General features: G+C 64.5%; 21 protein-coding genes. 6 read left to right on the top strand and 15 right to left on the bottom strand.

From position 1 onward, the window contains the following. The first annotated feature begins 26 nt into the window (after window positions 1-26). Window positions 27-842: a hypothetical protein gene (locus JQ566_RS15800; RefSeq protein WP_212373314.1), complete on the top strand. Its 816-nt coding sequence runs from the start codon at window positions 27-29 to the stop codon at window positions 840-842. Between the two features lie 236 nt (window positions 843-1,078). Further along, window positions 1,079-1,768 (top strand): DUF4956 domain-containing protein, encoded by a 690-nt coding sequence (locus tag JQ566_RS15795; RefSeq protein WP_212373312.1) that lies wholly within the window; start codon window positions 1,079-1,081, stop codon window positions 1,766-1,768. A gap of 182 nt (window positions 1,769-1,950) precedes the next feature. Here JQ566_RS15795 and JQ566_RS15790 read toward each other — a convergent pair whose 3' ends face one another. From JQ566_RS15790 to JQ566_RS15760, 7 genes are read right to left on the bottom strand one after another with little or no spacing between them, the layout of a single operon-like run. Beyond that, window positions 1,951-2,946: an FAD:protein FMN transferase gene (locus JQ566_RS15790; protein WP_212373310.1), complete on the bottom strand. Its 996-nt coding sequence runs from the start codon at window positions 2,944-2,946 to the stop codon at window positions 1,951-1,953. Further along, window positions 2,943-3,515: a nitrous oxide reductase accessory protein NosL gene (locus JQ566_RS15785; RefSeq protein ID WP_212373308.1), complete on the bottom strand. Its 573-nt coding sequence runs from the start codon at window positions 3,513-3,515 to the stop codon at window positions 2,943-2,945. The genes JQ566_RS15790 and JQ566_RS15785 overlap by 4 nt, the downstream gene beginning before the upstream one ends. Then, entirely contained in the window at window positions 3,512-4,339 is an 828-nt protein-coding gene (locus JQ566_RS15780) for an ABC transporter permease (protein WP_212373306.1), read from the bottom strand. The genes JQ566_RS15785 and JQ566_RS15780 overlap by 4 nt, the downstream gene beginning before the upstream one ends. Then, window positions 4,336-5,256 (bottom strand): ABC transporter ATP-binding protein, encoded by a 921-nt coding sequence (locus tag JQ566_RS15775; RefSeq protein ID WP_212373304.1) that lies wholly within the window; start codon window positions 5,254-5,256, stop codon window positions 4,336-4,338. Before JQ566_RS15775 ends, JQ566_RS15780 begins: the two co-directional genes overlap by 4 nt. Continuing rightward, window positions 5,253-6,593, bottom strand: a complete 1,341-nt coding sequence (locus JQ566_RS15770; RefSeq protein WP_434057823.1) for a nitrous oxide reductase family maturation protein NosD — start codon at window positions 6,591-6,593, stop codon at window positions 5,253-5,255. Before JQ566_RS15770 ends, JQ566_RS15775 begins: the two co-directional genes overlap by 4 nt. 31 nt (window positions 6,594-6,624) lie before the next feature. Then, on the bottom strand, window positions 6,625-8,571 hold the full coding sequence (gene nosZ, locus JQ566_RS15765; RefSeq protein WP_212373301.1) for a TAT-dependent nitrous-oxide reductase: 1,947 nt from the start codon (window positions 8,569-8,571) through the stop codon (window positions 6,625-6,627). A gap of 22 nt (window positions 8,572-8,593) precedes the next feature. Then, window positions 8,594-10,882 (bottom strand): 4Fe-4S binding protein, encoded by a 2,289-nt coding sequence (locus tag JQ566_RS15760; RefSeq protein ID WP_212373300.1) that lies wholly within the window; start codon window positions 10,880-10,882, stop codon window positions 8,594-8,596. A 178-nt stretch (window positions 10,883-11,060) separates the two neighbouring features. Between JQ566_RS15760 and JQ566_RS15755 the strand changes: the two genes are divergently transcribed. The 4 genes from JQ566_RS15755 to JQ566_RS15740 all read left to right on the top strand — a co-directional run bounded on the left by JQ566_RS15755 (window position 11,061) and on the right by JQ566_RS15740 (window position 17,018). Continuing rightward, entirely contained in the window at window positions 11,061-11,936 is an 876-nt protein-coding gene (locus JQ566_RS15755) for a ferritin-like domain-containing protein (RefSeq protein WP_212373299.1), read from the top strand. 464 nt (window positions 11,937-12,400) lie between these two features. Continuing rightward, window positions 12,401-13,432 (top strand): TRAP transporter substrate-binding protein, encoded by a 1,032-nt coding sequence (locus tag JQ566_RS15750; RefSeq protein WP_212373298.1) that lies wholly within the window; start codon window positions 12,401-12,403, stop codon window positions 13,430-13,432. A gap of 30 nt (window positions 13,433-13,462) precedes the next feature. Then, window positions 13,463-15,346, top strand: coding sequence for a TRAP transporter large permease (locus tag JQ566_RS15745; protein WP_212373297.1), 1,884 nt, complete (start codon window positions 13,463-13,465; stop codon window positions 15,344-15,346). 22 nt (window positions 15,347-15,368) lie between these two features. Then, a complete protein-coding gene (locus JQ566_RS15740) occupies window positions 15,369-17,018 on the top strand; it encodes an acyl-CoA synthetase (protein ID WP_212373296.1) in 1,650 nt (549 codons plus the stop codon). A gap of 63 nt (window positions 17,019-17,081) precedes the next feature. Here the strand turns inward: JQ566_RS15740 and JQ566_RS15735 are convergent, their stop codons facing one another. The 8 genes from JQ566_RS15735 to tmk all read right to left on the bottom strand — a co-directional run bounded on the left by JQ566_RS15735 (window position 17,082) and on the right by tmk (window position 25,609). After that, on the bottom strand, window positions 17,082-18,059 hold the full coding sequence (locus JQ566_RS15735) for a TRAP transporter substrate-binding protein (protein ID WP_212373295.1): 978 nt from the start codon (window positions 18,057-18,059) through the stop codon (window positions 17,082-17,084). Window positions 18,060-18,098: 39 nt separating this feature from the next. Further along, a complete protein-coding gene (locus tag JQ566_RS15730; RefSeq protein ID WP_212373293.1) occupies window positions 18,099-19,412 on the bottom strand; it encodes a TRAP transporter large permease in 1,314 nt (437 codons plus the stop codon). Between the two features lie 2 nt (window positions 19,413-19,414). Continuing rightward, window positions 19,415-20,008 (bottom strand): TRAP transporter small permease, encoded by a 594-nt coding sequence (locus JQ566_RS15725; RefSeq protein WP_212373290.1) that lies wholly within the window; start codon window positions 20,006-20,008, stop codon window positions 19,415-19,417. A 165-nt stretch (window positions 20,009-20,173) separates the two neighbouring features. Beyond that, window positions 20,174-20,971 (bottom strand): MBL fold metallo-hydrolase, encoded by a 798-nt coding sequence (locus JQ566_RS15720; protein WP_212373288.1) that lies wholly within the window; start codon window positions 20,969-20,971, stop codon window positions 20,174-20,176. A 13-nt stretch (window positions 20,972-20,984) separates the two neighbouring features. Beyond that, complete coding sequence (locus JQ566_RS15715) at window positions 20,985-21,761, bottom strand: TatD family hydrolase (protein WP_212373287.1); 777 nt, start codon at window positions 21,759-21,761, stop codon at window positions 20,985-20,987. A 13-nt stretch (window positions 21,762-21,774) separates the two neighbouring features. After that, entirely contained in the window at window positions 21,775-23,769 is a 1,995-nt protein-coding gene (metG, locus tag JQ566_RS15710; protein WP_212373286.1) for a methionine--tRNA ligase, read from the bottom strand. 110 nt (window positions 23,770-23,879) lie between these two features. Continuing rightward, window positions 23,880-24,926 carry a DNA polymerase III subunit delta' gene (locus JQ566_RS15705; RefSeq protein ID WP_212373285.1) on the bottom strand — a complete coding sequence of 349 codons (1,047 nt, stop codon included), beginning with the start codon at window positions 24,924-24,926 and terminating at the stop codon, window positions 23,880-23,882. Continuing rightward, on the bottom strand, window positions 24,923-25,609 hold the full coding sequence (tmk, locus tag JQ566_RS15700) for a dTMP kinase (protein ID WP_212373284.1): 687 nt from the start codon (window positions 25,607-25,609) through the stop codon (window positions 24,923-24,925). The genes JQ566_RS15705 and tmk overlap by 4 nt, the downstream gene beginning before the upstream one ends. Window positions 25,610-25,611: the final 2 nt, after the last annotated feature.

Here is a 25,611-nt window from a genome sequence, read left to right as displayed (position 1 = left end):
ATCGCTCCCAGTCTTCCGGAATTGCAATGAGATCGCTCGCCTTGCTCTGCCTGCTCGTGTTCGGGTCCTGCGCCCATGCGGCCACGCCCGAGCAGCACTATCTCGACCTGCGCGATCGCCATATCGTCAAATTCTCGAAGGCCAAAGAGAGCGAAGAGACCTCGAAGCAGCATGACGCGGCGCTCAGGGAACTCGCCACCGCGCTGCGCGCACTGGTGGGTCCGGTCACGATCAAGGGGCTTCCGGCCGACGGCAAGTCGAACGTCGACACGCTGTTCAAGGGAGACATCGGCTTCGGTCATCTCGACGGCCTCGGTTTCGCCACCGAAGGCGACAAGCTACAAGCGGTGGTGACCACGACCGGGCTGCTCAAGCACTGGCTTGCCGAGCACCGCGAGGACGGCATGCCGCAGGAGATCGGCGCGGCGCTCAGGTCGGACCGCTTCTATTATTACGCCATTCAGGACGCCGCCTTCGCGAAATATGCGGACCTGCCGATCGCCAAGCCCGCCGGCGCGGGCGCGGCGGTTGCTGTGCTCGGCGTGCGCGGCAATGGCGGGCTCAAGGGGCCGCCGAGCGAGATTGGCGTGGTTGCGATCCAGGGCGACAAGATCTTCTATCTCGCCGCAACCGACGCCGTGAGGACGGCCGAGATCCCGGCCTGCGAGAAGGTCTGGAAGCAGATGATGGCCAGGAAGATCCCGCAGGACGCCATGGCCCGCGAAGACCAGGCAATGGACGCCTACACCAAGTGCTTTGCCAGGGAAGCGCCGAGCCAGAGCTGGTTCGCGGCTGCCGTCAAGAAGGCGCAGAGCCAGCTGGACCTGCTGCCGCTGCGCTAGAATCCTGGCCGCGCCCGGGTGGCGTCGGCCAGGTGAAGACTCATTTCACGACGGAATCACGCTCGAACAATTACCAAAGCACGGTGCCGCCAGATCAGCGAGTGCGGCATCGACGCAGGGCTCCTGCACGCCCTATAAAGGGGTCTTTCGACCTGCAACTTTATCGCTAGTTTCTCCAGGGAACAATCATCCCCGTGTTGCAATCGATGGTCGTCGATTTGGGAGCATAAGCGGCGATGACACCACAGATCGAGTACGTTCTCGGCGCCACGGTCCTGTCGATCGCGCTTGGTCTGCTGATCGGCTTTGCTTACGCGCGCGGTTACCGCGGGATGTTGCTCTCGGCCTCGTTCGTTCACGCCTGCGTCGTCATTGTGCCGCTGACAGCGTTGGTGATGCATACGATCCGCTCGGCCACGGCGTTCGACAACGCCAACAGGGCCATGGGCGAGGGGTTCGCCTTCGCGTTGATCGGCCTTCTGGGCCTCATCCGATTCCGAACGATCGTCCGTGACACGCGAGAGTTCACCTTCGTCTTCATATCGATCGTAACAGGCGTTGGCATCGGAGGCGGTCAGTTCGTTCTGACCGCCGGCGGATGCGTATTCGTGCTGATCCTCCTGATCGTTTTGGAGCGCATAAAATTCGGCACACCCCGCGCGCCCTCGCTGCGCGTCAAGGCGACGGGCGCCGAAGATGCATTCGCACAGTACGAAACGACCCTGAGACGCGTTGCCGAGCGGGTCAATTCCGTGTCTTTGCGGCACACGGCCGATCGCGGCACGACCTACGCGTTTGAGATTGTCGCCGGCGCCGGCCAAGACATCCCGACCATCGTTGCGGCCGTTCGCGCCGTACCAGGGACGTCGGAGGTCAACATCGTTCGCCTGCAGCGCGGCAAAGGCCCGGAAGGGGACGGGGACTGACACTTGCGGAAGCGTCGGCAAGTCGATCCGGACAACGCGGCCCATCTGGGCAGACTAAAGCGCGATGCGATTAGGATGAATCGACATCGCGCTTTAGGCTATTGTTTGAGCATGATCTCCGCGCAAACGCGTTCCGCGTTTGTCGCGAGGGAAAACCGCTGCACACTTTTCCGGATCATGCTCTAGGCGACCAACTCGACCGACTTGCCGGCCTCGTCGATCAGATGCACGCGATCGATATCGACGCGCGGCAACAACGATCGAATCTCGTCCTCCTGCATCAGGCTGAACGCCGTCGACAATGCGTCCGCGGCCGTCGCGCTGCGGGACACCGTTGTCACACTGCGATGGTGCAGAGCGCAGCCGCCTGTCCGGGGATCGAACAGGTGGTTGAAGCGCGCCTTGGAATCGAACCGGAAGCCATAGCCGCCCGAGGTGGACACAGCGCGGTCGACGATCGGCAGCACCGTCTGCGTGCGGTCTGCAATGTCTGGATCGGCAATGCCGATGTCCCAGGGGCGTCCGTCCGGACGCGAGCCGATCGCGCGGGCCTCGCCCATGTCGACCAGACTGCGAGCGATGCCGTGCGCCCGCAGCAGGTCGACCACCTTGTCCGTGACGTAACCTTGCGCGATCCCGTTCAGGGTGACGGCCATGCCCCGAGGCATCACGATCCGGTCGCGGCTGATCGACATCCGGCCGCTACCGATGCGCGCGAGCGCGGTCTGGACCTCGGCTGCCTCGGGACCTGCCGGATTGGCGTCATCCTGCGCGAAGTGGCGGGCATAGAGGTCCCACAGCGGCTGCACCGTGACATCGAACACACCGCCGGTCAGCGTGGAGTAATGCTGCGAGATCGAGAGCAGGTCGACCATTTCGGCGGCGGGATCAATCAGGATGCCCTTCCGGTTCAGCTCGACCAGGGCGGAGTCGTCGAGGTAAAGGCTGAACAGCCGCTCGAGCCGGCGCGCCTCGGCGCATGCCAGCGATATCAGGAGCTCGGCCCGGCGGCGGTCGTCGTCGTGGATCTCCATCGTCGCGACCGCCCCCAGCATCATGCCCCGCCAGGTGACCGGCGCAGCCTCGGCACGAGCGGGACGTCCGAGGGACAGGGGGCCGAGCCCCGCCGCCGTGGCGCTGATCCGGATGAAGCGTCGGCGCGTCAGCGCTTGCATCATGGCATCCTCCTCGAGCGGTCGCCCGGCGGGCCTTCGGCCGCTTCGTCGGACGCCGCGCCGCCGGTGACATTCGCCGATGTCAGGACATAATCGCGGGGCACCTCGTCGAACCCGACGATCCTGCCCCCGTTCTCACCGGCGAACCTCTCCGCCGCCGCCCGGTCCGAGAACGGAACGGCCTCGTCCCCGCCCATGCCGCTCTTCACCCGGCTCTCGATCACGAACAACGCCTTGCGCGCCTCGACCCAGTTGTCGGCGCCGGGCTGGTCCCAGTTTGGCGCCTTGCCCATGTCGGAAACGTAGATCGCCTGGATGTCCTTGGGCTCGTCCGGCAGCATGGTGAAGGCGATTGTGTCGCGTACGGACGAGAACCAGACGGGCTGAATGAGGCTCGTGGCGAAGATATGGCCCTTCGGGCCCGGGTGCTCGAGCACGTTCATGCCGCAGTAATGGCCGATGTCCTCCGCCGTCATCCGATGCGGCGGCGGGATCTTCACAGCCTGCTTCTCGTTGCAGCCCGCGAGCGCCAGCGGCAGCAGCAAGGCACAAGCGATGGCCAGCCGCCTCATAGCTCCCTCCGTGAGAAAGCGAGTGCGGCCAGCCCCAGCGGCAGCAGCGTCCAGCAGAGCAGGGCGGTCAGAAGGACCGGTATCGTCAGGGACGTGCTTTGAGCAAGGCCGGCCATGCCGGCGAAGGTGCTGACATTGGCGAACCCGGTCAGGTTGATCAGCCGGTAAGCGTCGGTCGGGTTCGACAGGAGCAGGGCGTTGAGCACGCTCGCCGAGATGCTGCGTCCCTTGTCGAGCGCAAGCACGCCCAGCAGCGCCATGTCGTAGATCAGCACCAGCAGCAGCCACAACCCGATGCAGATGCCGGCTGCCGTTCCGCGGTCGCGCACGAGCGCGCTGACCAGATAGCCAATGGCGACGAACGCAGCTCCGAGCAGCACCGAGGAGCCGACCATCGCCGCAAAGGCCAGGAGACTATCGCTATCGATGTCGCTACCCGTCGCTGCCAGCGCTCCGACGGCCGCGCCATAGCCGAGACAGGTCGCAAAGCCGAGGACGGCGAGGTGGCCCAGGAACTTGCCGAGCAGCACCTGCCATCGCGCGACCGGATAGCTCAGCAGCAACAGCATCGTCCCTCGCTCCATCTCGCCGACGATGGCGTCGTGGGAGATCAGAAGCGCAATGAGCGGAACGAGAAAGATCGTCAGGCTCGACAGGCTGACGATGACCACGTCCAGCGCGCGCACGCCGACGTTTCCGGTTGGCGCGCTGCCGAGAAAGGTCAGTGACAAAGCGAGCCCTGCGAGCAGGAGCGTTGCCGCCAGCACCCAGCGATTGCGGATGGCCTGGTGGACTTCCTTGGCGGCGATGATCAGGACGTTCATGGCGCCTGCTCCGATTGCCGAAGGAAGTGAGCGTAGAGCTCGTCGAGGGTCGGTGGGACCACATCGACGTCCTCGACAGCATTGCCGGCGGCCGTCGCACGGTGCAGCAGCTCGATCTTCCGCTCCGGCGCGGCGTCGATCTCGACGATGTGGCCGTTCAAACGGCGGCAGGTCGCGTCCTTGGGCGCCCAGCCCGGCAGCTCGCTCGGAGCGAGCCCTGCGACCCTGAGGCGGATCCTGGTGGGCAGCCGGGCGAGGCGACGCAGCTCGTCGATCGATCCATCCGCGACCTTGATGCCGCGGTTCATGATGATCACCCGGCCGGCGCGTTCCTCGAGCTCGGTGAGCGCGTGCGACGACAGCAGCACGGTCGCGCCCCCGGCGGCGAGCCGCGCGATGATGTCGTAGAAGGCCTGCCGCAGCTCCGGATCGAGGCCGGTGGTCGGCTCGTCCAGCAGCAGCACGCGCGGCTGACCCAGCAGCGCCTGCGCGAGCCCGAGCCGCTGGCGCATGCCCTTCGAATAGGTGTTGACCCGGCGGCGGCTGGCGGCGCCGAGGCCAACGGCGTCAAGCAGCTCCAGGGCCTTGGCGACCGGCTCCCGCTTCAGCCTGGCATAGAAGGCCTGCGTCTCGCGGCCGGTCAGGGCAGGGTCGAAGGAGACGTTTTCCGGCAGATAGCCGAGCTGTCGTCGGCCCGCGAACTCGCCGGCGGCGGGATTGTCTCCGAGAACCTCGATGGCGCCGCTGGTCGGCCGGATCAAGCCGAGCATGAGCTTCATGAGCGTCGTCTTGCCGGCGCCGTTGTGGCCGATCAAGGCGACCAGCTCGCCTTGGCCAAGCGTGAACGAGGCATCGCACACGACCTTGATCTGGCCATATGCCTTGGTGACGTCGCTGACGCGTACCGTGCCGGTCATCGCGTTTCCTTCGAGGCTCGGCTCTTCGGTGGTGCCACCAGCGGATGGCTGTCGACCACGCCGCCCGGCAGCAGTGCCGGAAATTGTGCTTGCGCCCAGCGGATCACCTGGACGGCAGGGCTGTTGATCAGGACCTTCGCAGTGGGCGCCGTCCACAGCACGCGATCGATCAGGTCGTTCGGCCGGTACGCCGTGTCGGCTACTCCATCCCCGTTCAGGTCGAATGCAGGGTTGTCGCTCCAGTAGTTGCCGCGTCCCCCGATCGACCAGTCCAGATGCCGGGTGCCGACATATTTCACCTGGTTGGCGTTGCCGACGAAGGCATTGCCCGTGATTTCGTTGCCTTCGGAGCCGGCCGTGAAGTGCACTCCGATGGCGCAGCGTTCGAACCAGTTGTTGCGGAACTTGTTGTGATTGGTGTTGTAGATGAACACGCATTTCTCCGGGCCAGTCCTGAGAGTGCTCTCCCGCTTCGGCTGCGGAAGCATGCCTCGCTCGTCGTCCGGACCATCCTCCGTCTTCTGCATGATCGGGTTCAGCGGGCCGCCCGTGACCCGGTTGCCTTCGATCTGGGCGTAGTTCGCGTAATTGAAGAGAAGTCCATAGTCGCGATCGCGATCGGAGCTGTTGCCGCGGATCACCAGGCGGTTCGAATACATGATCGCGTAACCGACGTGGTTGCCGATCGAAACGTTGCCGCTGACTTCGCTGTCGTTGGTGTACATGTAGTGGACCGCGAAGCGAACCTGCTCGAAGCGGTTGTCGACGAAGCGGTCCTTGCTGCTGGAGATCGAGAAGATGCCGTCGCGACCGTAGCGGAAAATGTTGTTCGCGATGGTGACGTCGGGCGCATTCCACAGTGAAACGCCGTTGCCCGCCTCGCTGAGACGCCCGCCGCGCAGTCCCTCGATCTCGTTGCGGACGACCCGGGAGCCCCTGGCGCCATGCACATAGACGCCGAACAGGTTTCCCACCAGCCGGTTGTCCTCGATCGTCGCGCGCTCGGCCGTCTTCTGCAGGAAGATGCCGGAATTCATCGCCTGCAGATCGCGGCCGGAGGCCCGGATGGTCAGACCGCGGATGGTGACATCGGGCGCGCTGACGGTGATGACGTTGCCAGAGCCGTCGCCGTCGAGCACCGCGCCCTCGGTCCCGACCAGCTGCAGGGGGCGGTCGATCCGGATCGAGCCGTGATAGTCACCCGGTGCAAGCTTGACGACGTCGCCAACGCGCGCGCCATCCAGCAACGCCTGCAACGGCTGCCCAGGCGCAGCCGTCAAGGTCTCCGCTTCGGCGAAGCTGGACATTCCGGCGGCGACGAGCGCCGCCGGAAACATGCGTGACAGGAGACGCACGAGGTCGCTCCGATCAGACCGACTTCGGTTCGACGAACATCCGGCCCTTCATCTCCATGTGCATGGCGTGGCAGAACCAGGAGCAATAGTACCAATAGACGCCCGCCTTGTCGGCCGTGAAGGTCACGGACGCCGTCGCCATCGGCCCGATTTCCATCTGGATGCCGTAGTTCACGATACAGAAGCCATGCGTCAGGTCTTCGACGGCGTCGATGTTGGTCACGAAGACGGTCACTTCGTCACCCTGCTTGACCTGGAACTGATCGAGGCCGTAGGCGGGGGCGGTTGACGTCATGTAGACGCGCACCTTGTTGCCGTCGCGAATGACCTTCGAATCCGCCTCGAGGTTGATGCCGTCGGCCTTGGCCTGCTTGACCGCATCGGCAAACATCGGATCCGCGCGGTCATAGATCGAGATCGGGTTGATCTTGGAGCGGTGGACGATGGTCGCATCGTGCGGCTCGGCGAAGCTCGGGCCGTCATGCACCAGCTTCATCTGATCGCCCGAAATGTCGATCAGCTGATCGTTCTCGGGCTTGAGAGGCCCGACGTTCAGGAAGCGGTCCTTCGAGAACTTGTTCAGCGAGATGAGCCATTTTCCATCCGCCTCCTTGGTCTGTCCCATGGAGGTGTGGTTGTGGCCCGGCTGATAATGCACGTCGAGCTTCTGAAGGATGGGATTGACCTTCTCACCCTTGAAGGCCCGCTTGGCCAAGTCGATGTTCCACTTGCAGACCTGGCTGTCGAGGAACAGCGTGGTGTAGGCGTTGCCCTTGCCGTCGTAGGCGGTGTGTAGCGGGCCGAGGCCAAGCTCGGGCTCCGCGACGACGACGTCGCGCGGCTTGATCTTGTCGTCGAACAATTGATCGAACAGGCGAACGTCCATCACGGTTACGGTGGGCGAGAGCTTTCCGGCCGCCACGACGTGGATGCCGTCCGGAGCCGTGTTCATGCCGTGCGGATTGTTCGAGACCGGAACGTAGCGGGTGTAGGCCGAACCCTTGCGGCCGTCGATGACAGGCACGCCGTTCATTTCCTTGAAGTCGCCCTTCTTCACGGCCTCTTCGATCCGCTTGATGTTGAAGATGACGACCCAGTCCTGTTCGCTGGCGGTCATTTCCGCGAGAGTGACGCCTTCCTCACCGTTGTAGCAGGTCGCGAAGCAGTATTTGCCCTGATAGTCGGCGTCGACATTGTCGAGGTTGCCGCTGACGATCACCTGCCAGGCCACCTTCATGGTGTCGCCGTCGATCGCACTGAATATGGAGCGATACCGCTTGGGATCGTCGAGGACCTTGCCGTCATTGGGCAGCGGCACGCCATCCTCACCGTTGGCGAACACATAGCCCGTGCGCGGATATTTCTGCAGGCGCAGGCCGTGGACCGTGTGCTGGTTCGGCAGTTCGACGATCTTGTCGCATTTCATGATGTCGAGCCGCACGCGCGCAACGCGGCTATTGGCCTTGTCGTTCATGAAAGCATAGCGACCGTCATAGGTGCCGTCTGTGAACGAAATGTGCGGGTGGTGGAGGTCGCCGTTCATGAACGTGCCGCCGCGAGTCTTGAGGAATTCGCGGGTCGCGGGCTGCATCCCTTCCGTCAGAACCTTGAGACTCTCGTTGGTCTGGCCCCAGCCGGTCGCGCTACAGCGGTTGAACACCGGCACGCGCATCAACTCGCGCATCGAGGGAAGGCCGATGACCCGCATCTCGCCGGATTGGCCACTCGAGAAGAACACGTAATATTCGTCGAGCTCGCCGGGCGCGACCTCGGCCTTCTGCACCGCCGGCCGGGCAGCCGGAGCCTTCGGAGCAGCATTCTTGGTCTGCGCGTCCGCAGACGAGACGAAGCCGTCCTTCATCACTGCTCCGCCGGCAAGGCCCACGCCCGCCGCAGCCGCCGTCGTTCCCAGCACAGCTCGTCGGCTGACGCCGCCCTTTGCCCTATCGTTCTCGCTCATGATTGCCTCCTCGGCTTCCGGTTCAGTTTGGTGGTGGAGAGATGGCGGCTGCAGCGCGGACAGGTTTGCCGCCGGCGGTGATGACGGTCGCAGGACCCTTGCCGCCCGAGCGCATCGAGGGGGAGGACATGGCCGCGAACTTCTCGCGCTTGAGCCGCACCTGAATCATGTGCGGGCAGCGGTGATCGTCGTAATAGAGTTCCTGGCAGTGCATGCAGTAGATGCACTCATTGACGTTGATGTGCCCCTCGGGGTGGATCGACTGCACCGGGCATTCCTTGGCGCAGCGTTGGCAGGGCGACCCGCATTCTTCCCAGCGGCGGAGCCATTCGAACGTCCTGATGCGGCCGGGAATTGCAAGCGCCGCGCCGAGCGGACAGAGGTAGCGGCAGAAGAAGCGCTCAATGAAAAGGCCGATGACGAGAAGCGCGACGGCGTAGGCCACGAATGGCCAGCTCCGTGAAAACTTCAGGATGATCGCCGTCTTGAACGGCTCGACCTCGGCGAATCGCTCGGTCATCTCGACGGAGTAGAGCGACAGGCCGAACAGCCCGAGGAAGATGATGTACTTGATCGGCCATAGCCGCTCATGCAGTCCCCACGGCACGGTTATCTGCGGCACCTTCAGCCATTTCGCGGCCGTGTTGGTGAGCTCCTGCAATGCGCCAAAGGGACACAGCCAGCCGCAGAACGGGCCCCGGCCCCAGAACAGAAGCCCGCCGGCCGTCGCGGCCCACAGAATGAAGATCAGGGGAGCGGCCAGGAAGAATTCCCAGCGGAAGCCGGTCACCAACGCATTGGTGAAGGTGACGACATTGACGACGGAGAGCTGCGCGTTGGCGTACCAGCCGAGCCAGACCAGAACGAAGGCGAGATAGCCTCGTCGTACCCAGGTGTATAACACCGGCCGGCGCACAAGCAGATTTTGGAAGAAGAAGATGCCGGTGAGGGCGGCGAGCATGAACGCGGTGATGCCGATCGAGACAGTGCTCGACCGCCAGATCCGCATCCAGAGCGGCTCATCTGCCTCCGCGGGCGGTGCGGCCGCAGCTTTTGCCTGCGAGGGGGGAGGCGCGCTCTCGGGCACAGTTACAGCACGCTGCTCGCGGCGTATGTAGCCGTCGGGCAGGGCGTAGTTGATATCGAAGGTCAGGAATGCCTTGTCACGGCCGCCGAGGCTCCGCTGCACCAGCAGCTGAAGCTGCCACGGCTGCGTCGGATCCAGAGTGAATTCAGGAGGCGTGACGAACAGGCCGATTTCCCGGAACTCGGGCGCATCGACCGCGTCCAGCGCGCCAAGCCGAGTGTGATTGCGGTCGCGGAAGCGGGTGCTGTTGCCTTCCTGCAGGATCTCGATGCGATCGAAGATGCCGCCGCGAACATAGGCCGAGCCTTTGAAGGAGTAGGGCCCGTTGCCGGCGACGACGATCGCCTGCTGCCCGGGCTTCAGGCTGTGCTTCAGCCGTTGATAGCCGTCCTCACCGAGCAGGCTGCGGCCGATCGTGGGCGCGCTCACGAGCGCCACGTAGAGGTCGATGAAGCTGTCGCCCGCGTCGCCTGGTTCGGGATACTGGCTCGCCGCAGCGCTGCCGGACTTCGCAAAGGCGTCGTTGACGTCGCCGATGCCGAGATGAAGCCGGCGTATCGAACCGTCGCCGACGAGGCTCTCCCAGTCGTGGACCTCGCTGTGTTCGAGATCGAGCGTCTTGATGACAGGGGGCAGGGCTGCCGAAGCCGCCGCGCCGTCGCCGCCCCCAACGCGACCGCTTCGGATGAGCTTGGACGCCGCGCGGACGATACTGTCGCCCATCACCAGCACGGTGACGGTCGCGCCGCTCACGATGTCCACCTGCGGCGGCTTCTCGGCGCCACTTGCGACAGGCTTCATGTCCTTGCCGATCAGCGCGTTGACGGCGGCAATGATGCGGGCTTCCGGAATGCCGATCAGCACGATCGGCTCTTTGTGATCGACGAGCTTGAGGCCGGTGATGACGCCTTTCGGGTCGATGCCGGCCAGCAGGTGAATTGGTTTGCCCGAGTAGCCGACGGAATTCGCGAAATCGGAGTTGAGGAAGACAAATCCCTGGAGCTGGTCGCCGCGATAGACCGGCACGATGGGCGGATCGCCTTGTGGCGGGCCGAAGCGATCCGCGCCCGGGAAAAAATCCGCAGGCGCAATCTTCGGCAGGTAGGTCGGCAAATCGCCGGCGGCGCATGCGGGCGAAATATAAGTCAGGCACATCAGCAGCAAGCCTGCGAGCGCTAGCGCTGCACGCCTCCCGACGACGGTATCTTTCGGCCGCTTCGACATGTCGCTTCAAATGCGATTTGCGCGACCAATTGGGCCGCGTGTGCCTTGAACTTCTTCGTCGATGATTTGTCGCCGCTGACGTGCCAAACTCATCGCGCGCAACCGCATCTGTCAACCCCGGCGCAAGGATTGTGCTCGCGCGGAACCAAGCCAGACGTCTGCATTTGGAGACCTTGCCATGCCATTTCTACGCACTTCATTGCTCAGTGCTGAGCCCGCGGGTGTATTGGAGTCTCTCGACGAGCTCTTTGCGCTAGCGCATGCAATGGAGCAGGAGGCCGCGCATAGGTATGATGCTCTTGCCGAAGACATGCGCGGGCAAGGCAAGGCTGATCTTGCGGACGTGTTCACGCGACTAGCTGCCGCCGAGCGCGAGCACGTGGACAGCGTCACAAGGTGGTCGCAATCGCAGCGTGGCAAGCGGCCGGATCCCGCTCTGGTGCGCTGGGAAGCGCCCGAACGCCTCGATCCGGAAGCGGCCGCTGAAGTCAAAACATCCCGCTTGATGACGCCGTACCGCGCGCTCGCCATGGCAGTCCGCAACGAGGAACGTGCCTTCGCCTTCTGGTCCTATCTCGCAGCCTACTCGCGAGATCCCGAGGTCAAGAAGGCGTCCGAGGCCATGGCCAAGGAAGAACTCGTCCATGTCGCCACCCTGCGGAAGGAGAGGCGCCGCGCCTATCATCACGAACAAGAACGGAGCGGCGCCAAAACATCCGCCGCGCCCCAGCCGCCGATCGATGCGCAAAGCCTCGAGCTTCGCCTGGTGGCGCACCTCGGCGAACTCGAACAACGCCTGACCGGACCGGCTGCCGCCCGGACCCGGGACATACGCCAGCAAACGACCCAGATGGCGGCCGCCGCCGCGGGCCTGGGGAGCTTTCCGGCGTCCATGGAACGAAAGGATCCACTGGAGATCGCCGAGGCCCTTGTCGACGGCTACCTCGACGGCGCCGAGCGCGCGAGCGATGCGGCCCGGGTCGAAAGCCTGCAGCACTTGGCGGAGCAAGCGATCTCGAGACTGGCCTGGCTGCGCTCGCTGTCGGCGGACTAGACCTTGCGGATGCCGTGCCGAGTCGCGCGGCGGCTTCGCCGGGGCAGTGGCTGCCAGTCCTCCGGTGCAAGAGCAAGATGGCGATACGAGCTCAATGCGGAGAGGATCTGACCGGCAGGGCTGGATCGGCACAGCCCTATCTATAATTCGCATAAGGTATATTATGGAATATCTTTATATACAATCGGATCAGATATTTAGGCGAAATTCCTATCACTGCACCTTCGCTCCAGCGCCGTTTCCGGTCTGGCGCTCGACCATCGTCCAGAGCGCTTGACGGCTACTGTGCATGGGGTTGTTTTCGCATTTTTTTGTCAGGCCCCATGTAGCGAAAGCCGATATTGCCGTGACGTTGTCCGGCTGCAATAAGCGAGGCCTCGCGAGATCGCAGATGACCTTAAGACCGACCGTCCGTATAGGTTTGCATCTCAGAACAACAACAAACCTTCCGAGGAAGCAGACCCATGGTCTTTTCGACGCGCTTTTCCCGACGCACGCTTCTCAAGGCCTCCGCCGCGACCGCGGTCCTGGGCGGCCTCGGTGCGCCCCATGTGGCCCGCGCCCAGAGCGCCGAGTTCACCTACAAATACGCCAATAACCTGCCCGACACCCATCCGCTGAACGTGCGCGCCAAGGAGATGGCGGCAGCGATCAAGACCGAGACCAACGGCAAGTTCGACCTCCAGATCTTCCCGAACAACCAGCTCGGCTCCGACACCGACATGCTGAGCCAGATCCGCTCCGGCGGCGTCGAGTTCTTCACGCTGTCCGGCCTGATCCTGTCGACGCTGGTGCCGGCGGCGTCCATCAACGGCATCGGCTTCGCGTTCCCGGACTACGACACGGTCTGGAAGGCCATGGACGGCGACCTCGGCGCCCATGTCCGCGGCGAGATCAAGAAGGCCGGCCTCGAGGTGATGCACAAGATCTGGGACAACGGCTTCCGCCAGACCACGTCGTCGACCAAGCCGATCACCGGCCCTGACGACCTCAAGGGCTTCAAGATCCGCGTCCCGGTGTCGCCGCTGTGGACCTCGATGTTCAAGGCGTTCGATGCGGCGCCCGCCTCGATCAATTTCAGCGAGGTCTATTCGGCATTGCAGACCAAGATCGTCGAGGGCCAGGAGAACCCGCTGGCGATCATCTCGACCGCCAAGCTCTACGAGGTGCAGAAGTACTGCTCGCTGACCAACCACATGTGGGACGGCTTCTGGTTCCTGGCCAACCGCAGAGCCTGGGAAAAGCTGCCGCAGGACGTGCGCACCGTCGTCGCCAAGAACATCAACGCCGCCGCCGTCAAGGAGCGAGAGGATACCGCCAAGCTCAACGCCAACCTGCAGCAGGAGCTCGCGGGCAAGGGCCTGACCTTCAACCAGCCGGCCGTGGCGCCGTTCCGCGACAAGCTGCGCTCTGCCGGCTTCTATGCCGAGTGGAAGGGCAAGTATGGCGATCAGGCCTGGGATCTCCTGGAAAAGGCCGTCGGCAAGCTGTCGTAACGCGTTGGGGCCGCCGAGGTTCGTGTCAGGATGGCTCATGTCGAAGTGACCGAAGTGGTGGGTGAGGCGGCGCATCAGTCCCCTCGCCGACCTTCGTTGCTGGCTTCGGCCGAGCGCTTGCTCGGTCTCGTCGTCGAAGTCCCGGCTGCGATCCTGGTCGTCGCCGAGATCGTGATCCTGTTTGCCGGCGTGGTCGCACGCTACGGCCTGCACCGGCCGCTGATCTGGTCGGACGAGCTCGCCTCGATCCTGTTCCTGTGGCTGGCGATGCTGGGCGCGGCGGTCGCATTCCGCCGCTCAGAGCACATGCGCATGACCGCGGTCGTGGCCAGCGCCAGGCCGGCGATGCGGGCCTATCTCGATCTGGTCGCGACCTCAGCGGCGCTGGCGTTCCTGGCGCTGATCGTCTGGCCGTCCTGCGACTATGCCTACGAAGAGAGCTACATCACCACGCCGGCGCTGCAGATCTCCAATATGTGGCGCGCCGCCGCACTGCCGGCCGGCATCGGCCTGATGGCGGCCTTTGCCTTGCTGCGGCTGCTGCGCGCAGCCGACTACCGGATGGTCGCCGCCGCCGTGCTGTCGGTTGCGGTCGCGATCGGCCTGTTCTGGCTGGCGGGGCCGTTGCTGCGGCCGCTCGGCAATCTCAACCTCGTCATCTTCTTCGTCGGCGTTGCCGGCTTCTGCGTCTTTGCCGGCGTTCCCATTGCGTTCGGCTTTGGCCTCGCGATCTTCGGCTATCTCGCGCTGACGACACGCACGCCCGTCATGGTGCTGGTCGGGCGGATGGACGAGGGCATGAGCCACCTCATCCTGCTCTCGGTGCCGCTGTTCGTGTTCTTAGGCCTCCTGATCGAGATGACCGGCATGGCGCGGGCCATGGTGGCGTTCCTGGCGAGCCTGCTCGGCCACGTCAGGGGCGGCCTGCATTACGTGCTGGTCGGCGCCATGTACCTGGTCTCCGGCATTTCCGGCGCCAAGGCCGCCGACATGGCCGCAGTTGCGCCCGTGCTGTTTCCCGAGATGAAGGAGCGCGGCGCCAAGCCCGGCGATCTCGTCGCGCTTCTCGCGGCGACGGGCGCCCAGACCGAGACCATCCCGCCCAGCCTCGTGCTGATCACGATCGGCTCGGTCACCGGCGTCTCGATCGCGGCGCTGTTCACCGGCGGCCTGCTGCCCGGCGTCGTGCTGGCGATCACGCTGTGCATGCTGGTGTGGTGGCGCTACCGCCATGAGGACATGAGCCACGTCCGCCGCGCCACGGGTGGCGAGATCGGCAAGACCTTCGTCGTCGCCCTGCCCGCGCTCGCGCTGCCTTTCGTGATCCGCTACGCCGTGGTCGAGGGCATCGCGACGGCCACCGAGGTCTCCACCATCGGCATCGTCTATGGCGCTCTCGTCGGCCTCCTGGTCTACCGCCGCTTCGACTGGCGGCGGCTGTTTCCGATGCTGGTCGAGACGGCGGCGCTGTCGGGTGCGATCCTCCTGATCATCGGCACGGCGACCGGCATGGCCTGGGGCCTGACCCAATCTGGCTTCTCGCGCTCGCTGGCGGCGGCCATGACGGGATTGCCCGGGGGCGCGGCGACCTTCATTGCCGTCTCGATCCTGGCCTTCACCATCCTCGGCAGCGTGCTGGAGGGCATTCCGGCCATCGTGCTGTTCGGACCGCTGCTGTTCCCGATCGCCCGCGCCGTCGGCGTGCACGAGGTGCACTATGCCATGGTGATCATTCTCGCCATGGGTATCGGGCTATTCGCCCCGCCCTTCGGCGTCGGCTATTATGCCGCCTGCGCCATCGGACGCGTCGATCCGGCCGAAGGCATCAGGCCGATCTGGGGCTATCTGCTGGCGCTGCTGGTGGGATTGATCATCGTCGCGATCTTCCCCTGGATCTCGATCGGATTCCTGTGAGACGCATTTGAGGAGGGTGTCGATGAGTGAGCGGCAGAACCCATACAATATCGGCCTCGGCAAGACTCCCGCCAACTACGTGCCCCTGAGCCCGCTGAGCTTCCTTGCCCGCAGCGCCGCGGTGTATCCCGATCACGTCAGCACGGTCTACGAGGGGCGCAGCTTCACCTGGGCGCAGACTCACGAGCGCTGCCGACGCTTTGCCTCTTATCTGGCGGGCAAAGGCATCGGCGTGGGCGACACCGTGGCGGCGATGCTGCCGAACATCCCGGCGATGAACGAGGCGCACTTTGCCGTGCCGATGACCGGCGCCGTGCTCAACGCCCTCAACATCCGCCTCGATGCGCCCTCGATCGCGTTTCAGCTCGATCACGGCGGGGCGAAGATCATTCTTGTCGATCCCGAATTTTCCAGCGTGATCACCGACGCACTGGCGCAGATGAGCGGGCCAAAACCGTTCGTGATCGATGTCGACGACGCCGCCTTCAAGGGCGGCAAGCGGATCGGCGAGATCGAGTACGAGGCCGCCGTTGCCCAAGGCGATCCCGGCTTCGAGACGATCACGCCGAATGACGAGTGGGACGCGATCGCGCTGAGCTACACCTCGGGCACGACGGGCAATCCCAAGGGCGTCGTCACCCATCATCGCGGCGCGTACTTGAACGCGGTCAGCAACATCCTCGCCGGCAACCTCGGCCAGCATCCGGTCTATCTCTGGACACTGCCGATGTTCCACTGCAACGGCTGGTGCTTCCCGTGGACCATTGCGGCCGCTGCCGGCATCAATGTCTGCCTGCGCAAGGTCGAGCCGACCAAGATCTTCGAACTGATCAAACAGCACGGCGTCACCCACATGTGCGGCGCGCCGATCGTCTATAACACGCTGATCAACGCGCCCGATGCGCCCAAAGGCAATGCCGCCCGCCGCGTCGTCGGCCTGATCGCCGGCGCCGCTCCGCCGGTTGCCGTGCTCGAAGGCGCCGAACGCATCGGCATCAAGCTGACGCATGTGTACGGCCTGACCGAGGTCTACGGCCCCGCCTCCGTCTGCGCCGAGCAGCCGGGCTGGGACGATCTTCCGCCTGCCGAGCGCGCGCGCATGAAGCGCCGGCAGGGCGTGCCCTACCCGCTCGAGGAAAGCGTCACCGTCATCGATCCGCAAACGATGCAGGAGGTGCCGCGCGACGGCGAGACCATCGGCGAGGTCATGATCCGCGGCAACATCGTGATGAAGGGCTATCTCAGGAACGAGAAGGCGACCAGGGAAGCCTTCGAAGGCGGCTGGTTTCACACCGGCGATCTCGGCGTGCTCGACGAGCACGGCTACGTCATCATCAAGGACCGCTCCAAGGACATCATCATTTCCGGCGGCGAGAACATCTCCTCCGTCGAGGTCGAGGACATCCTCTACAAGCACCCGGCCGTGCTGTTCGCCGCCGTGGTCGCAAAACCCGATCCGAAATGGGGTGAAGTGCCCTGCGCCTTCGTCGAACTGAAAGACGGCGCAAGCGCGAGCGAGGCCGACATCATCGCCTTCTGCCGTTCGCACATGAGCGGCTTCAAGACGCCGAAGGCGGTCGTGTTCGGGCCGATCCCGAAGACGTCCACGGGCAAGATCCAGAAATTCCTGCTGCGCAACGAAGTGGGCTCGGCGAAGGCGATCTCGGCCTGAGAGCAGCCTGGAGAGTCTTCCGCCCGCACGCTGAATACAGCGAGCGGAAGCCTTTCTCCGTCCTCACATCTTCTTGTAGGCGTCGACGACCGCCTGACCGTCGGCGCCCGCCTTCTTGAGCCAGTCGCCCGTGAGCTGGTCACCGATCTTCTGGAAGCCGGCCTTCAGTGCCGGGCTCGGCGGCTCGACGCTCATGCCCTTGGCCTTGAGCTGATCGAGGTACCAATTGGCCTTCTCTTGCCAGGCCTTCCAGCCGCGCGTCTCCGCGGTGGCGGCGGCCTTCAGGATGGCCTCCTGGGTCGGCTTGTCCAGCGCCTCGAACGCAGCCTTGTTGACGAAGGTGTAGTCCTTCGGAATCCAGGCCTGGACGTCATAGAAATATTTGAGCGACTCCCAGGCCTTCGAATCGTAGCCGGTGCCGCCCGACGACATGAAGGAGTTCACCACGCCGGTCGCCAGCGCCTGCGGCAGTTCGGCGGCCTGGATCGTGACCGATTGTGCGCCGACCAGCTCACCGATGCGTGCGGTCCCGACGTTGTAGGCGCGCCACTTCAGGCCCTTCATGTCCTCGATCGTGGCAAGCGGCTTGTTGACATAGACGCCTTGCGGCGCCCACGGCACCACGAACAGCAGCTTGAGACCTTGGGCATCGAGCTTCTTGACGATCGCAGGCTTGGAAGCCTGATACAGCTTCATCGCGTCGGGGAAGCTGGTCGCGAGGAACGGCACGACGTCGATGCCGAACATCGGGTCTTCATTCTCGTGGATCGACAGCAGCACCTCACCCATCTGCGCCTGCCCGGTCACCACGGCGCGCTTGATGTCGGGCGCCTTGAACAGCGAAGCGCCCGGATGAATCGTGATCTGGAGCTTGCCGGAGGTGGCGGCTTCGACGTCCTTGGCGAACGCCACCAGGTTCTCGGAGTGCGGGTTATCAGCAGGATAGGCTGCCGGCAGATTCCATTTGGTCTGGGCCATAGCAGGTGTCGCGGCCATCACGACGCCGGCGAACAAGGATGCGCGGAATAAACGAGATATCATCGGGCTTCTCCTCACAGTCGATCTAGAGAACGGGTACGCTCAGTCTGGGAAAGCGAGCTTGGGCAGGAACATCACGATCTGCGGATACTCCGTGATGATGAAGACCGCAGCGAGCAATAGCACGAAGAACGGGAAGGCCGCCCGCGCGACCGTGAACGTATCGCGGCCGCTCATGTTCTGGAGCACGAACAGGTTGAACCCGACCGGCGGCGTGATCTGCGCCATTTCGACGTGGATGATCAGATAGACGCCGAACCAGACCAGGTCGAGACCGGCCTGCTTGACCATGGGCAGCACGATGACGGCGGTCAGAACGATCATCGAGATGCCGTCGATCAGGCATCCGAGGATGATGTACATGATGCTCAGATACAGTGCGAGCATGCTCGGCGTGAGCTGCTGCCCCTGGACCCAGGTGGCGAGCGCGGCCGGAATGCCCGTATAGGCCATCGCAGCCGTGGTGTAGGCCGCACCTGCGAGGATCAGCATGATCATGCAGGTCAGGCGCGTCGCGCTCATGATGCTCTCGAGGAAATTCTTGCGCGTGAGCGTCCCGCTCCACCACGCCAGCAGCAGCGCGCCCGTAACGCCCCATGCAGCGCATTCCGTGGCAGTCGCGAAGCCCAACACCAGTGACAGAAATACGGCCAGGATCAGCAGCAGGCAGGGCGCGAGCTTGGCGGACTCGCGCAGCTTCTGCCGGAATGGCATCGGCGGATCGCGCGGCGGAATTTTCTTCGGGTTGAGCAGCGACCAGACGATGATGTAGCCGGAATAGAGCACGATCACGAGCAGTCCCGGCAGGAAGCCGCCGAGAAACACTTGAAGCACGGAGACGTTCGCCGTGACGGCATAGACCACCATCGGAATCGACGGCGGGATCAGCAGGCCGAGCGTGCCGGAGCCCGCGAGCGAGCCGAGGCTCAGGCCCTTGTCGTAGCCGCGCTTGTCGAGCTCCGGCAGCGCGATCTTGCCGATCGTCGCGCAGGTCGCCGCCGACGAGCCCGACACCGCCGCGAAGATGCCGCAGCCGATCACGTTCACATGTGTCAGCCGTCCCGGCAGCCACTGCACCCAGGGCGACAGGCCGCGGAACATTTCCTCCGACAATTTGGTGCGGAAGAGGATCTCGCCCATCCAGATGAACAACGGTAGCGCCGCCAGCGTCCAGGATGAGCTCGCGCTCCAGGTGGTGGTCGCAAGCACGGTGCCGAGCGGCAGGCTCGTGGTGAGCGCCATCGCCACGAAGCCGACCAGCCCGAGCGAGACCGCGATCCAGACGCCGCTTCCCAGCAGCAGGATCATGACGCCGAGCAGGACGAACGACAGCTCGATCATGCCGAGATTGGCCATGGTCAGCCCCCACCGCCCTGCGAGATGCGTTCGACGAACTCTTCCGGAGTTTCGTCGGGCGAGCCCTTCTCGTAGCTCGGACGGTTGCCGCCGATGACGTTGACCATCTCGTCGATCAGCGCGATCGATAGGATCACGAGGCCGCCCGCGAAGCCGAGCTGGGGAATCCAGAGCGGAAGCGCGACGACGCCCTGCGCCACGTCGTTGAAGCGCCAGGAATCGTAGGTCATCTGCACCGCATGACGGGTGAAGTAGAGGACGAAGGCGGCGGCAATGCCGAGCGCCACGACCTCCGCGATCTGCTTGGTCCGCCCGTGCAGACGTTCCAGCAGAAGGCCGACGCGGATCATCTCTCCGCGCTTGAAGGTGTGAGCGAGACCGAGGAAAGCCATCGCCGCCATGCACCAGGACGCGAAATCATCGCCGGCGGGAATGTTGATCGCAAACTGACGCCCAACCGACATGACCATCATGATTGCAAAGATCGCAACCAGGAAGATGCCGGCGGCGTAGCCCGCGCCGAGATAAAGGAGATCCAGAGCGCGTCGCACCAGTCCCCGAGCCGCTACATCGTCCCCTGCCAACGCGATCCCCATCCTCACACGAGGCGTTTCGACCGACCCCGCGATTGCGCATCAGGGGTACCGGTCCAGCTTCGATATCGTCCTGCCCAGCGCCTGTCTTTCAGACGTTAGATCAACATGATGGGGCCCGTGCAAGCAAGGAGTATGCCGGCCGGCGCCGGAATTTCCACCGTAGGTTCAGCGCGTCTCCAGTCGCATCCCGTCATAGGCCGGCACCACGTCAGGGGGCAGCGACTGCCTGATGACCTCGTAGTCGACGTCGGCGGTCATATTCGTGATGACCGCGCGCTTCGGCTTGAAACGTTCGATCCACGACAGTGCTTCGTTGATGCTGAAATGGCTGACATGGCTGGTGTAGCGCAGGCCGTCGACGATCCAGAGGTCGAGATTTTCCAGTGCGCCCCAGCTCTCGCGCGGGATGTCGTTGAGATCAGGCGTGTAGGCGGCATCCCCGATGCGATAGCCGAGCGCGGGAATGTGGCCGTGCTGCACCAGGAAGGCCGTCATCGTCACCGCGCCGCCCTTCCCCAGGATGGTCTGGCTCTCGCCCGCCTCGATCGAATGCCGGGTCAGGATCGGCGGATAGTCGCTGCCCTCCGGCGAGATGAAGCAGTAGGAGAACCGCGCCATGATGTCCTTGGCGGTCGACAGGTTGAAATAGGTCGGGATGCGCCGGCGCATGTGCATGACGACTGAGCGTAGATCGTCCATGCCGTGGGTCTGATCGGCGTGCTCATGCGTCAGGAACACCGCGTCGATGTGGTCGACATTGGTCGAGAGCAATTGCTCGCGCAGGTCCGGCGAGGTGTCGATCACGATGCGTGTCGTGCCGTGCTCGGACGTCCGTTCGACCAACAGCGAGCAGCGGCGACGGCGGTTCTTGGGATTGTTGGGATCGCAGGCGCCCCAGCCGAGCGCCGGGCGCGGCACGCCGGCGGAGGAGCCGCAGCCCAGGATCGTCAGCGTCAGCGTCATGTGGTTCCCAGTCTCAAGCTCTCACCTTCGAGAACAGGCGGAAGAAGTTTTCGCTTGTTTGGCGCGAGATCTCGTCAAGCGACACGCCGCGCGTCTCGGCGAGCACCTTTGCGACCTCGACCACATAAGCGGGTTCGTTGCGTTTGCCCCGGAACTTGCCCGGCGCAAGATAGGGCGAGTCCGTTTCAACCAGGATACGATCGGATGGCAGTTCGGCCGCGAGCACGCGCAGGGCGTCCGATTTCTTGAAGGTCAGGATTCCCGTGAAACCGATATAGAGCCCCAGCGATACTGCCTTCAGCGCAAGCTCCCGCCCGCCCGTGTAACAATGCAGCACGGCGCGAAACGATCCCTTTGCCACCTCGTCTTCCAGAATGCGCGCGCAGTCCTCGTCGGCCTCGCGGGTATGGATCACCAGCGGCAGGCCGGTGGCGCGGGCGGCGGCGATATGGGCGCGAAAGCCCCTCGCCTGCGCTTCCGGCGAGCCGTTGTCGTAGAAATAATCGAGCCCGGCTTCGCCGAGCGCGACGACCTTGGGATGCTGCGTCAGCGCGATCAACTCGTCCGGCGCGATGCCATCCTCCTCGTCCGCGTTGTGCGGATGGGTGCCGACCGAGCAATAGACGTCGTCATAGCGCTCGGCGATCGCGAGCAGGTCCTTCAGCCGCCGCACCCGCGTCGAGATCGTGACCATGCGCGCGATGCCGGCCGCTCGCGCCCGCGACACGATCCCGTCGAGATCTTCCGCAAAGTCCGGAAAATCAAGGTGGCAATGGCTGTCGACCAGCATCACGCGAGCGCCTTCAGGCCGCCGGCTCGACGTAGCGCGGGAACGCCGGCGTCGGCGCGGGCAGCGTCGAACCGGGCGCGATGCGCCTGGCGCCGTCGAGCATGGCGAAACTGCGCTCGATCTCGGGGATGCCGAGGCTGTCGAGCAGCTTGCCGGAGGCGGTCGGCATCGCGGGCTGAGCCAGGATCGCGATCTGGCGCACGACTTCGGCGGTGACGTAGAGCACCGTCTTCTGCCTGGCGGGATCCGTCTTGGCGAGCGCCCACGGCGCCTCGCCCGCAAAATAGCGGTTGGCCTCCGCGACCACGGCCCAGACGGCGTTGAGCCAGTGGTGGATCTGCTGCGTCGCCATGGCCTCGCGGGATGCTGCGATCATGCCGTCGGCCATCGCCAGGATCGCCTTGTCGTTGTCGCTGAACTCGCCGGGCTCCGGCAGCACGCCGCCGAGCTGCTTGGCGATCATCGACAGCGAGCGCTGCGCGAGGTTGCCGAGATCGTTGGCGAGATCGGCGTTGATACGCGCGACGATCGCCTCGTGATTGTAGTTGCCGTCCTGGCCGAATGGCACCTCGCGCAGGAAGAAATAGCGCATCTGGTCGACGCCATACTGGTCGGCGAGGTTGAAGGGATCGACGACGTTGCCGACCGACTTCGACATCTTCTCGCCCCTGTTGAACAGGAAGCCGTGGGCATAGACCCGCTTCGGCAACGGGATTCCTGCCGACAGAAGGAAGGCCGGCCAATACACCGCATGGAAGCGGATGATGTCCTTGCCGATGATGTGCACGTCGGCAGGCCAGTAGCGCCAGTTCCTGTCGCTCTCATCGGGGAAGCCGACGCCGGTGATGTAGTTGGTCAGCGCGTCGACCCAGACATACATCACGTGCTCTTCATCGCCGGGCACCTTCACGCCCCAATCGAAGGTGGTGCGCGAGATCGAGAGATCGCGCAGGCCGCCCTTGACGAAGCTCACCACCTCGTTCTTGCGGGAGTCCGGCCCGATGAAATCGGGGTGATCCGCGTAGAGCTTGAGCAGCTTGTCCTGGTACGCCGAGAGGCGGAAGAAATAGCTCTTCTCCTCGACCCATTCCACAGGCGTGCCCTGCGGCCCGAGCCGCACGCCGTCGTCGTTCACGCGCGTCTCGTCTTCGGCGTAATAGGCCTCGTCCCGGACCGAGTACCAGCCCGAATAGGTGTCGGCATAGATGTCGCCGTTCGCTTCCATGCGCCGCCAGATCTCCTGGCTGGAGCGGTGATGCTGCTCCTCGGTGGTGCGGATGAAGCGGTCGAACGACACGTTCAGACGCTCGTCCATCTCCTTGAAGCGGCCGGCATTGCGGGTCGCGAGCGCAGAGGCGGACATGCCCTCGCTGGCCGCCGTCTGAATCATCTTCTGACCGTGCTCGTCGGTGCCGGTCAGGAAGAACACGTCCTTGCCCTCGAGGCGCGCAAAGCGCGCCAGCACGTCGGTCGCGATCGCCTCATAGGCATGACCGATATGCGGGCTGCCGTTGGGATAGGCGATCGCGGTCGTGATGTAGAAGACATTGTCGCGCGGGGGCGCGACTGTGGCCGCGGCGGCCTGCGGAGCCGCGACGGGATTCGGCGCACGCGGGGTCTTGACTTTCGATGCCATGGGCTTCGATGCCATGGGCTTCGATGCCTTGGGCTTCACGGCCTTCGGCGGCGTGACGACAGGGGCCGGTGCGACGGTCACGGCAGGCGCAGCCGCCTTTTTCGCGACCTTCTTCGCCGGAGCCTTGGCCGGCTTTTTAGCAGCCGATTTCGTCGAAGCCTTCTTGGCGACGACCTGCTTCTTCGCAGCCTTCTTGCCGGCCTTCTTTGCTGTGACCTTCTTCACGCTCTTCTTGGCGGCAGCCTTCTTGACCTTCTTGGCGGCTTTGCTCGCGCGCGCCTTCACAGCCTTTTTCGCAGCTTTCTTGACAGCTTTCTTGGCAGCCTGCTTGCTGCTCTTGCGTTTGACGGTCTTCTTAGCTCGCGTTGCCACCACGAATTCCTTTACCGGCTTGTCCGAAATTTGGAAACGAACCTGCGTTCGGTTATTGTTTTGAGCATGATCCTTTGGGAAAACCGCTGCACACGTTTCCGGATCATGCTCTAGCGCGTTGCGTCCGCCAGCCAGCCGAACACCGAGAAAACCAAGGGCTTTCGCTCCAGATTGTAGGTTTCGGTGTCGCGCGCGGCGCGGACGATCTTTTCCCATACCTCAGCTAGGCGCGCAAGGCGCGGCAGGTTCTGGTTGGCATTGGCCTCATCCGCATGCAGGCGTTCGGCGATCCAGCGGTCGATGCCGTCGATGAAGGCCGCAAGCGCGACGCGGTCGCTGGTGCCAAGCGAATCGCCGAGCGTGTGCAGTTCGCGCGGGTCGACCTGCGGCAAACGCGCCAGCAGCGCTGCCGTGCGCTGCTGCAGTTTCAGGGCGTCTCCCCCAAGCAACGTCAGCGCCCGTGCTACGCTCCCCTCGGAGGCCTCGGCCGCCTCGCGCAGCGCGGGATCGTTCGGATCGAGCTCGGCCGCCGAAGCCGCAGCCCCGATCACATCATCCGTGGCGAGCGGCCGCAGGCGCAGCTTGCGGCAGCGCGACTGGATCGTGGCGAGCACCCGAGCGGGCGCGTGGCTGACCAGCAGGAACAGCGATTGCTGCGGCGGCTCCTCGAGGATTTTCAACAGCGCGTTGGCCGCGTTTGGATTGAGCTCGTCGACCGTGTCGACGACGCAGACGCGCCAGCCTTCGGCTGCCGCGGTCGAGCCAAAGAACGCAATCGTCTCGCGCGTCTCGTCCACGGTGATCACGGTGCGCATCACGCCGCGATCGTTGGCGGTACGCTCCAGCGTCAGCAGGCCGCCATGCGAGCCGGCCGCCACCTGCCGCGCCACGGCATCGTCCGGATCGATCGCGAGGCCTTCGGCGCACTGCACGGCCGGCGCCAGCGGCTGAGGATGGGCGAGAACGAAGCGCGCCATGCGATAGGCCAGCGTCGCCTTGCCGATCCCTTGCGGTCCGCCGATCAGCCAGGCATGCGGAATGCGCCCGCTGCGATAGGCCGCAAGCAGCGCGGCCTCGGCCTCGCGATGGCCGAACAGCCGCGATGTCTCGCGCGGATGCGGAATGGCGGTTTCGCGCTCGGCCTGACGCGCCCTCATGCGGAAATCACCGATGCAGGCGTGGGGAGCAGACGCTCGCGCAGCGCGGTCCAGACGCGCCCGGCGACCGTGTCGGGATCGGAATTGGCGTCGATCAGCACGCAGCGCGCGGGATCCTCCGCCGCGATCTTGCGATAGGCCTCGCGCAGGCCCTGGTGGAAGCTGAGCTTCTCGGCCTCGAACCTGTCAGGCGTGCCGTTGCCGCGGCGCGCGGCGGCGCGTTGCAGGCCGATCTCGACCGGCAGATCGAGGATGATGGTGAGGTCTGGCTTGAGATCGCCGATGGTGACCCTTTGCATGGCGTTGATCAGACCCTCGGGTACGCGGCCAAGGCTGCCCTGATAGGCCCGCGTCGAGTCGGCGAAGCGGTCGCACAGCACCCAGACGCCCTGGCTCAGCGCCGGCTGGATCACGGTGCGGACATGATCGTCGCGCGCGGCGGCAAACAGCAGCGTCTCCGCCTCGGGGCCGAGCAGCTTGCCCATGCCCGACAGCACCAGGTGACGCATGATCTCGGCGCCCGGCGAGCCGCCCGGCTCACGCGTGACCCGGATGCGCAGCTTTGCCGCCTTGAGGCGGTCAGCGAGCTTCTTGATCTGGGTCGACTTGCCGGTGCCCTCGCCGCCTTCAAAGGTGATGAAGCGTCCGCGTCCGGACGGCCGCTGTGCCGCGCTCTCACTCATGA

Origin of the sequence: Bradyrhizobium sp. SZCCT0231, from assembly GCF_018130245.1 — a bacterium.
Taxonomy (GTDB): domain Bacteria; phylum Pseudomonadota; class Alphaproteobacteria; order Rhizobiales; family Xanthobacteraceae; genus Bradyrhizobium; species Bradyrhizobium japonicum_F.
Note: the sequence above shows the minus strand (reverse complement) of the source record. Positions and strands in the feature narration are given on the sequence as shown.

What these genes read in the sequence shown, in the direction of transcription:
- JQ566_RS15785 (WP_212373308.1), bottom strand. Translation starts at nt 3,515, where the DNA reads ATGAGGCGGCTGGCCATCGCTTGTGCCTTGCTGCTGCCGCTGGCGCTC.
- JQ566_RS15770 (WP_434057823.1), bottom strand. Translation starts at nt 6,593, where the DNA reads ATGTTTCCGGCGGCGCTCGTCGCCGCCGGAATGTCCAGCTTCGCCGAA.
- JQ566_RS15795 (WP_212373312.1), top strand. Translation starts at nt 1,079, where the DNA reads ATGACACCACAGATCGAGTACGTTCTCGGCGCCACGGTCCTGTCGATC.
- JQ566_RS15750 (WP_212373298.1), top strand. Translation starts at nt 12,401, where the DNA reads ATGGTCTTTTCGACGCGCTTTTCCCGACGCACGCTTCTCAAGGCCTCC.
- JQ566_RS15800 (WP_212373314.1), top strand. Translation starts at nt 27, where the DNA reads ATGAGATCGCTCGCCTTGCTCTGCCTGCTCGTGTTCGGGTCCTGCGCC.
- JQ566_RS15720 (WP_212373288.1), bottom strand. Translation starts at nt 20,971, where the DNA reads ATGACGCTGACGCTGACGATCCTGGGCTGCGGCTCCTCCGCCGGCGTG.
- JQ566_RS15715 (WP_212373287.1), bottom strand. Translation starts at nt 21,761, where the DNA reads ATGCTGGTCGACAGCCATTGCCACCTTGATTTTCCGGACTTTGCGGAA.
- JQ566_RS15745 (WP_212373297.1), top strand. Translation starts at nt 13,463, where the DNA reads ATGGCTCATGTCGAAGTGACCGAAGTGGTGGGTGAGGCGGCGCATCAG.
- JQ566_RS15725 (WP_212373290.1), bottom strand. Translation starts at nt 20,008, where the DNA reads ATGGGGATCGCGTTGGCAGGGGACGATGTAGCGGCTCGGGGACTGGTG.
- JQ566_RS15755 (WP_212373299.1), top strand. Translation starts at nt 11,061, where the DNA reads ATGCCATTTCTACGCACTTCATTGCTCAGTGCTGAGCCCGCGGGTGTA.
- JQ566_RS15740 (WP_212373296.1), top strand. Translation starts at nt 15,369, where the DNA reads ATGAGTGAGCGGCAGAACCCATACAATATCGGCCTCGGCAAGACTCCC.
- JQ566_RS15760 (WP_212373300.1), bottom strand. Translation starts at nt 10,882, where the DNA reads ATGTCGAAGCGGCCGAAAGATACCGTCGTCGGGAGGCGTGCAGCGCTA.
- JQ566_RS15735 (WP_212373295.1), bottom strand. Translation starts at nt 18,059, where the DNA reads ATGATATCTCGTTTATTCCGCGCATCCTTGTTCGCCGGCGTCGTGATG.
- tmk (WP_212373284.1), bottom strand. Translation starts at nt 25,609, where the DNA reads ATGAGTGAGAGCGCGGCACAGCGGCCGTCCGGACGCGGACGCTTCATC.
- JQ566_RS15775 (WP_212373304.1), bottom strand. Translation starts at nt 5,256, where the DNA reads ATGACCGGCACGGTACGCGTCAGCGACGTCACCAAGGCATATGGCCAG.
- nosZ (WP_212373301.1), bottom strand. Translation starts at nt 8,571, where the DNA reads ATGAGCGAGAACGATAGGGCAAAGGGCGGCGTCAGCCGACGAGCTGTG.
- JQ566_RS15780 (WP_212373306.1), bottom strand. Translation starts at nt 4,339, where the DNA reads ATGAACGTCCTGATCATCGCCGCCAAGGAAGTCCACCAGGCCATCCGC.
- JQ566_RS15705 (WP_212373285.1), bottom strand. Translation starts at nt 24,926, where the DNA reads ATGAGGGCGCGTCAGGCCGAGCGCGAAACCGCCATTCCGCATCCGCGC.
- JQ566_RS15730 (WP_212373293.1), bottom strand. Translation starts at nt 19,412, where the DNA reads ATGGCCAATCTCGGCATGATCGAGCTGTCGTTCGTCCTGCTCGGCGTC.
- JQ566_RS15790 (WP_212373310.1), bottom strand. Translation starts at nt 2,946, where the DNA reads ATGATGCAAGCGCTGACGCGCCGACGCTTCATCCGGATCAGCGCCACG.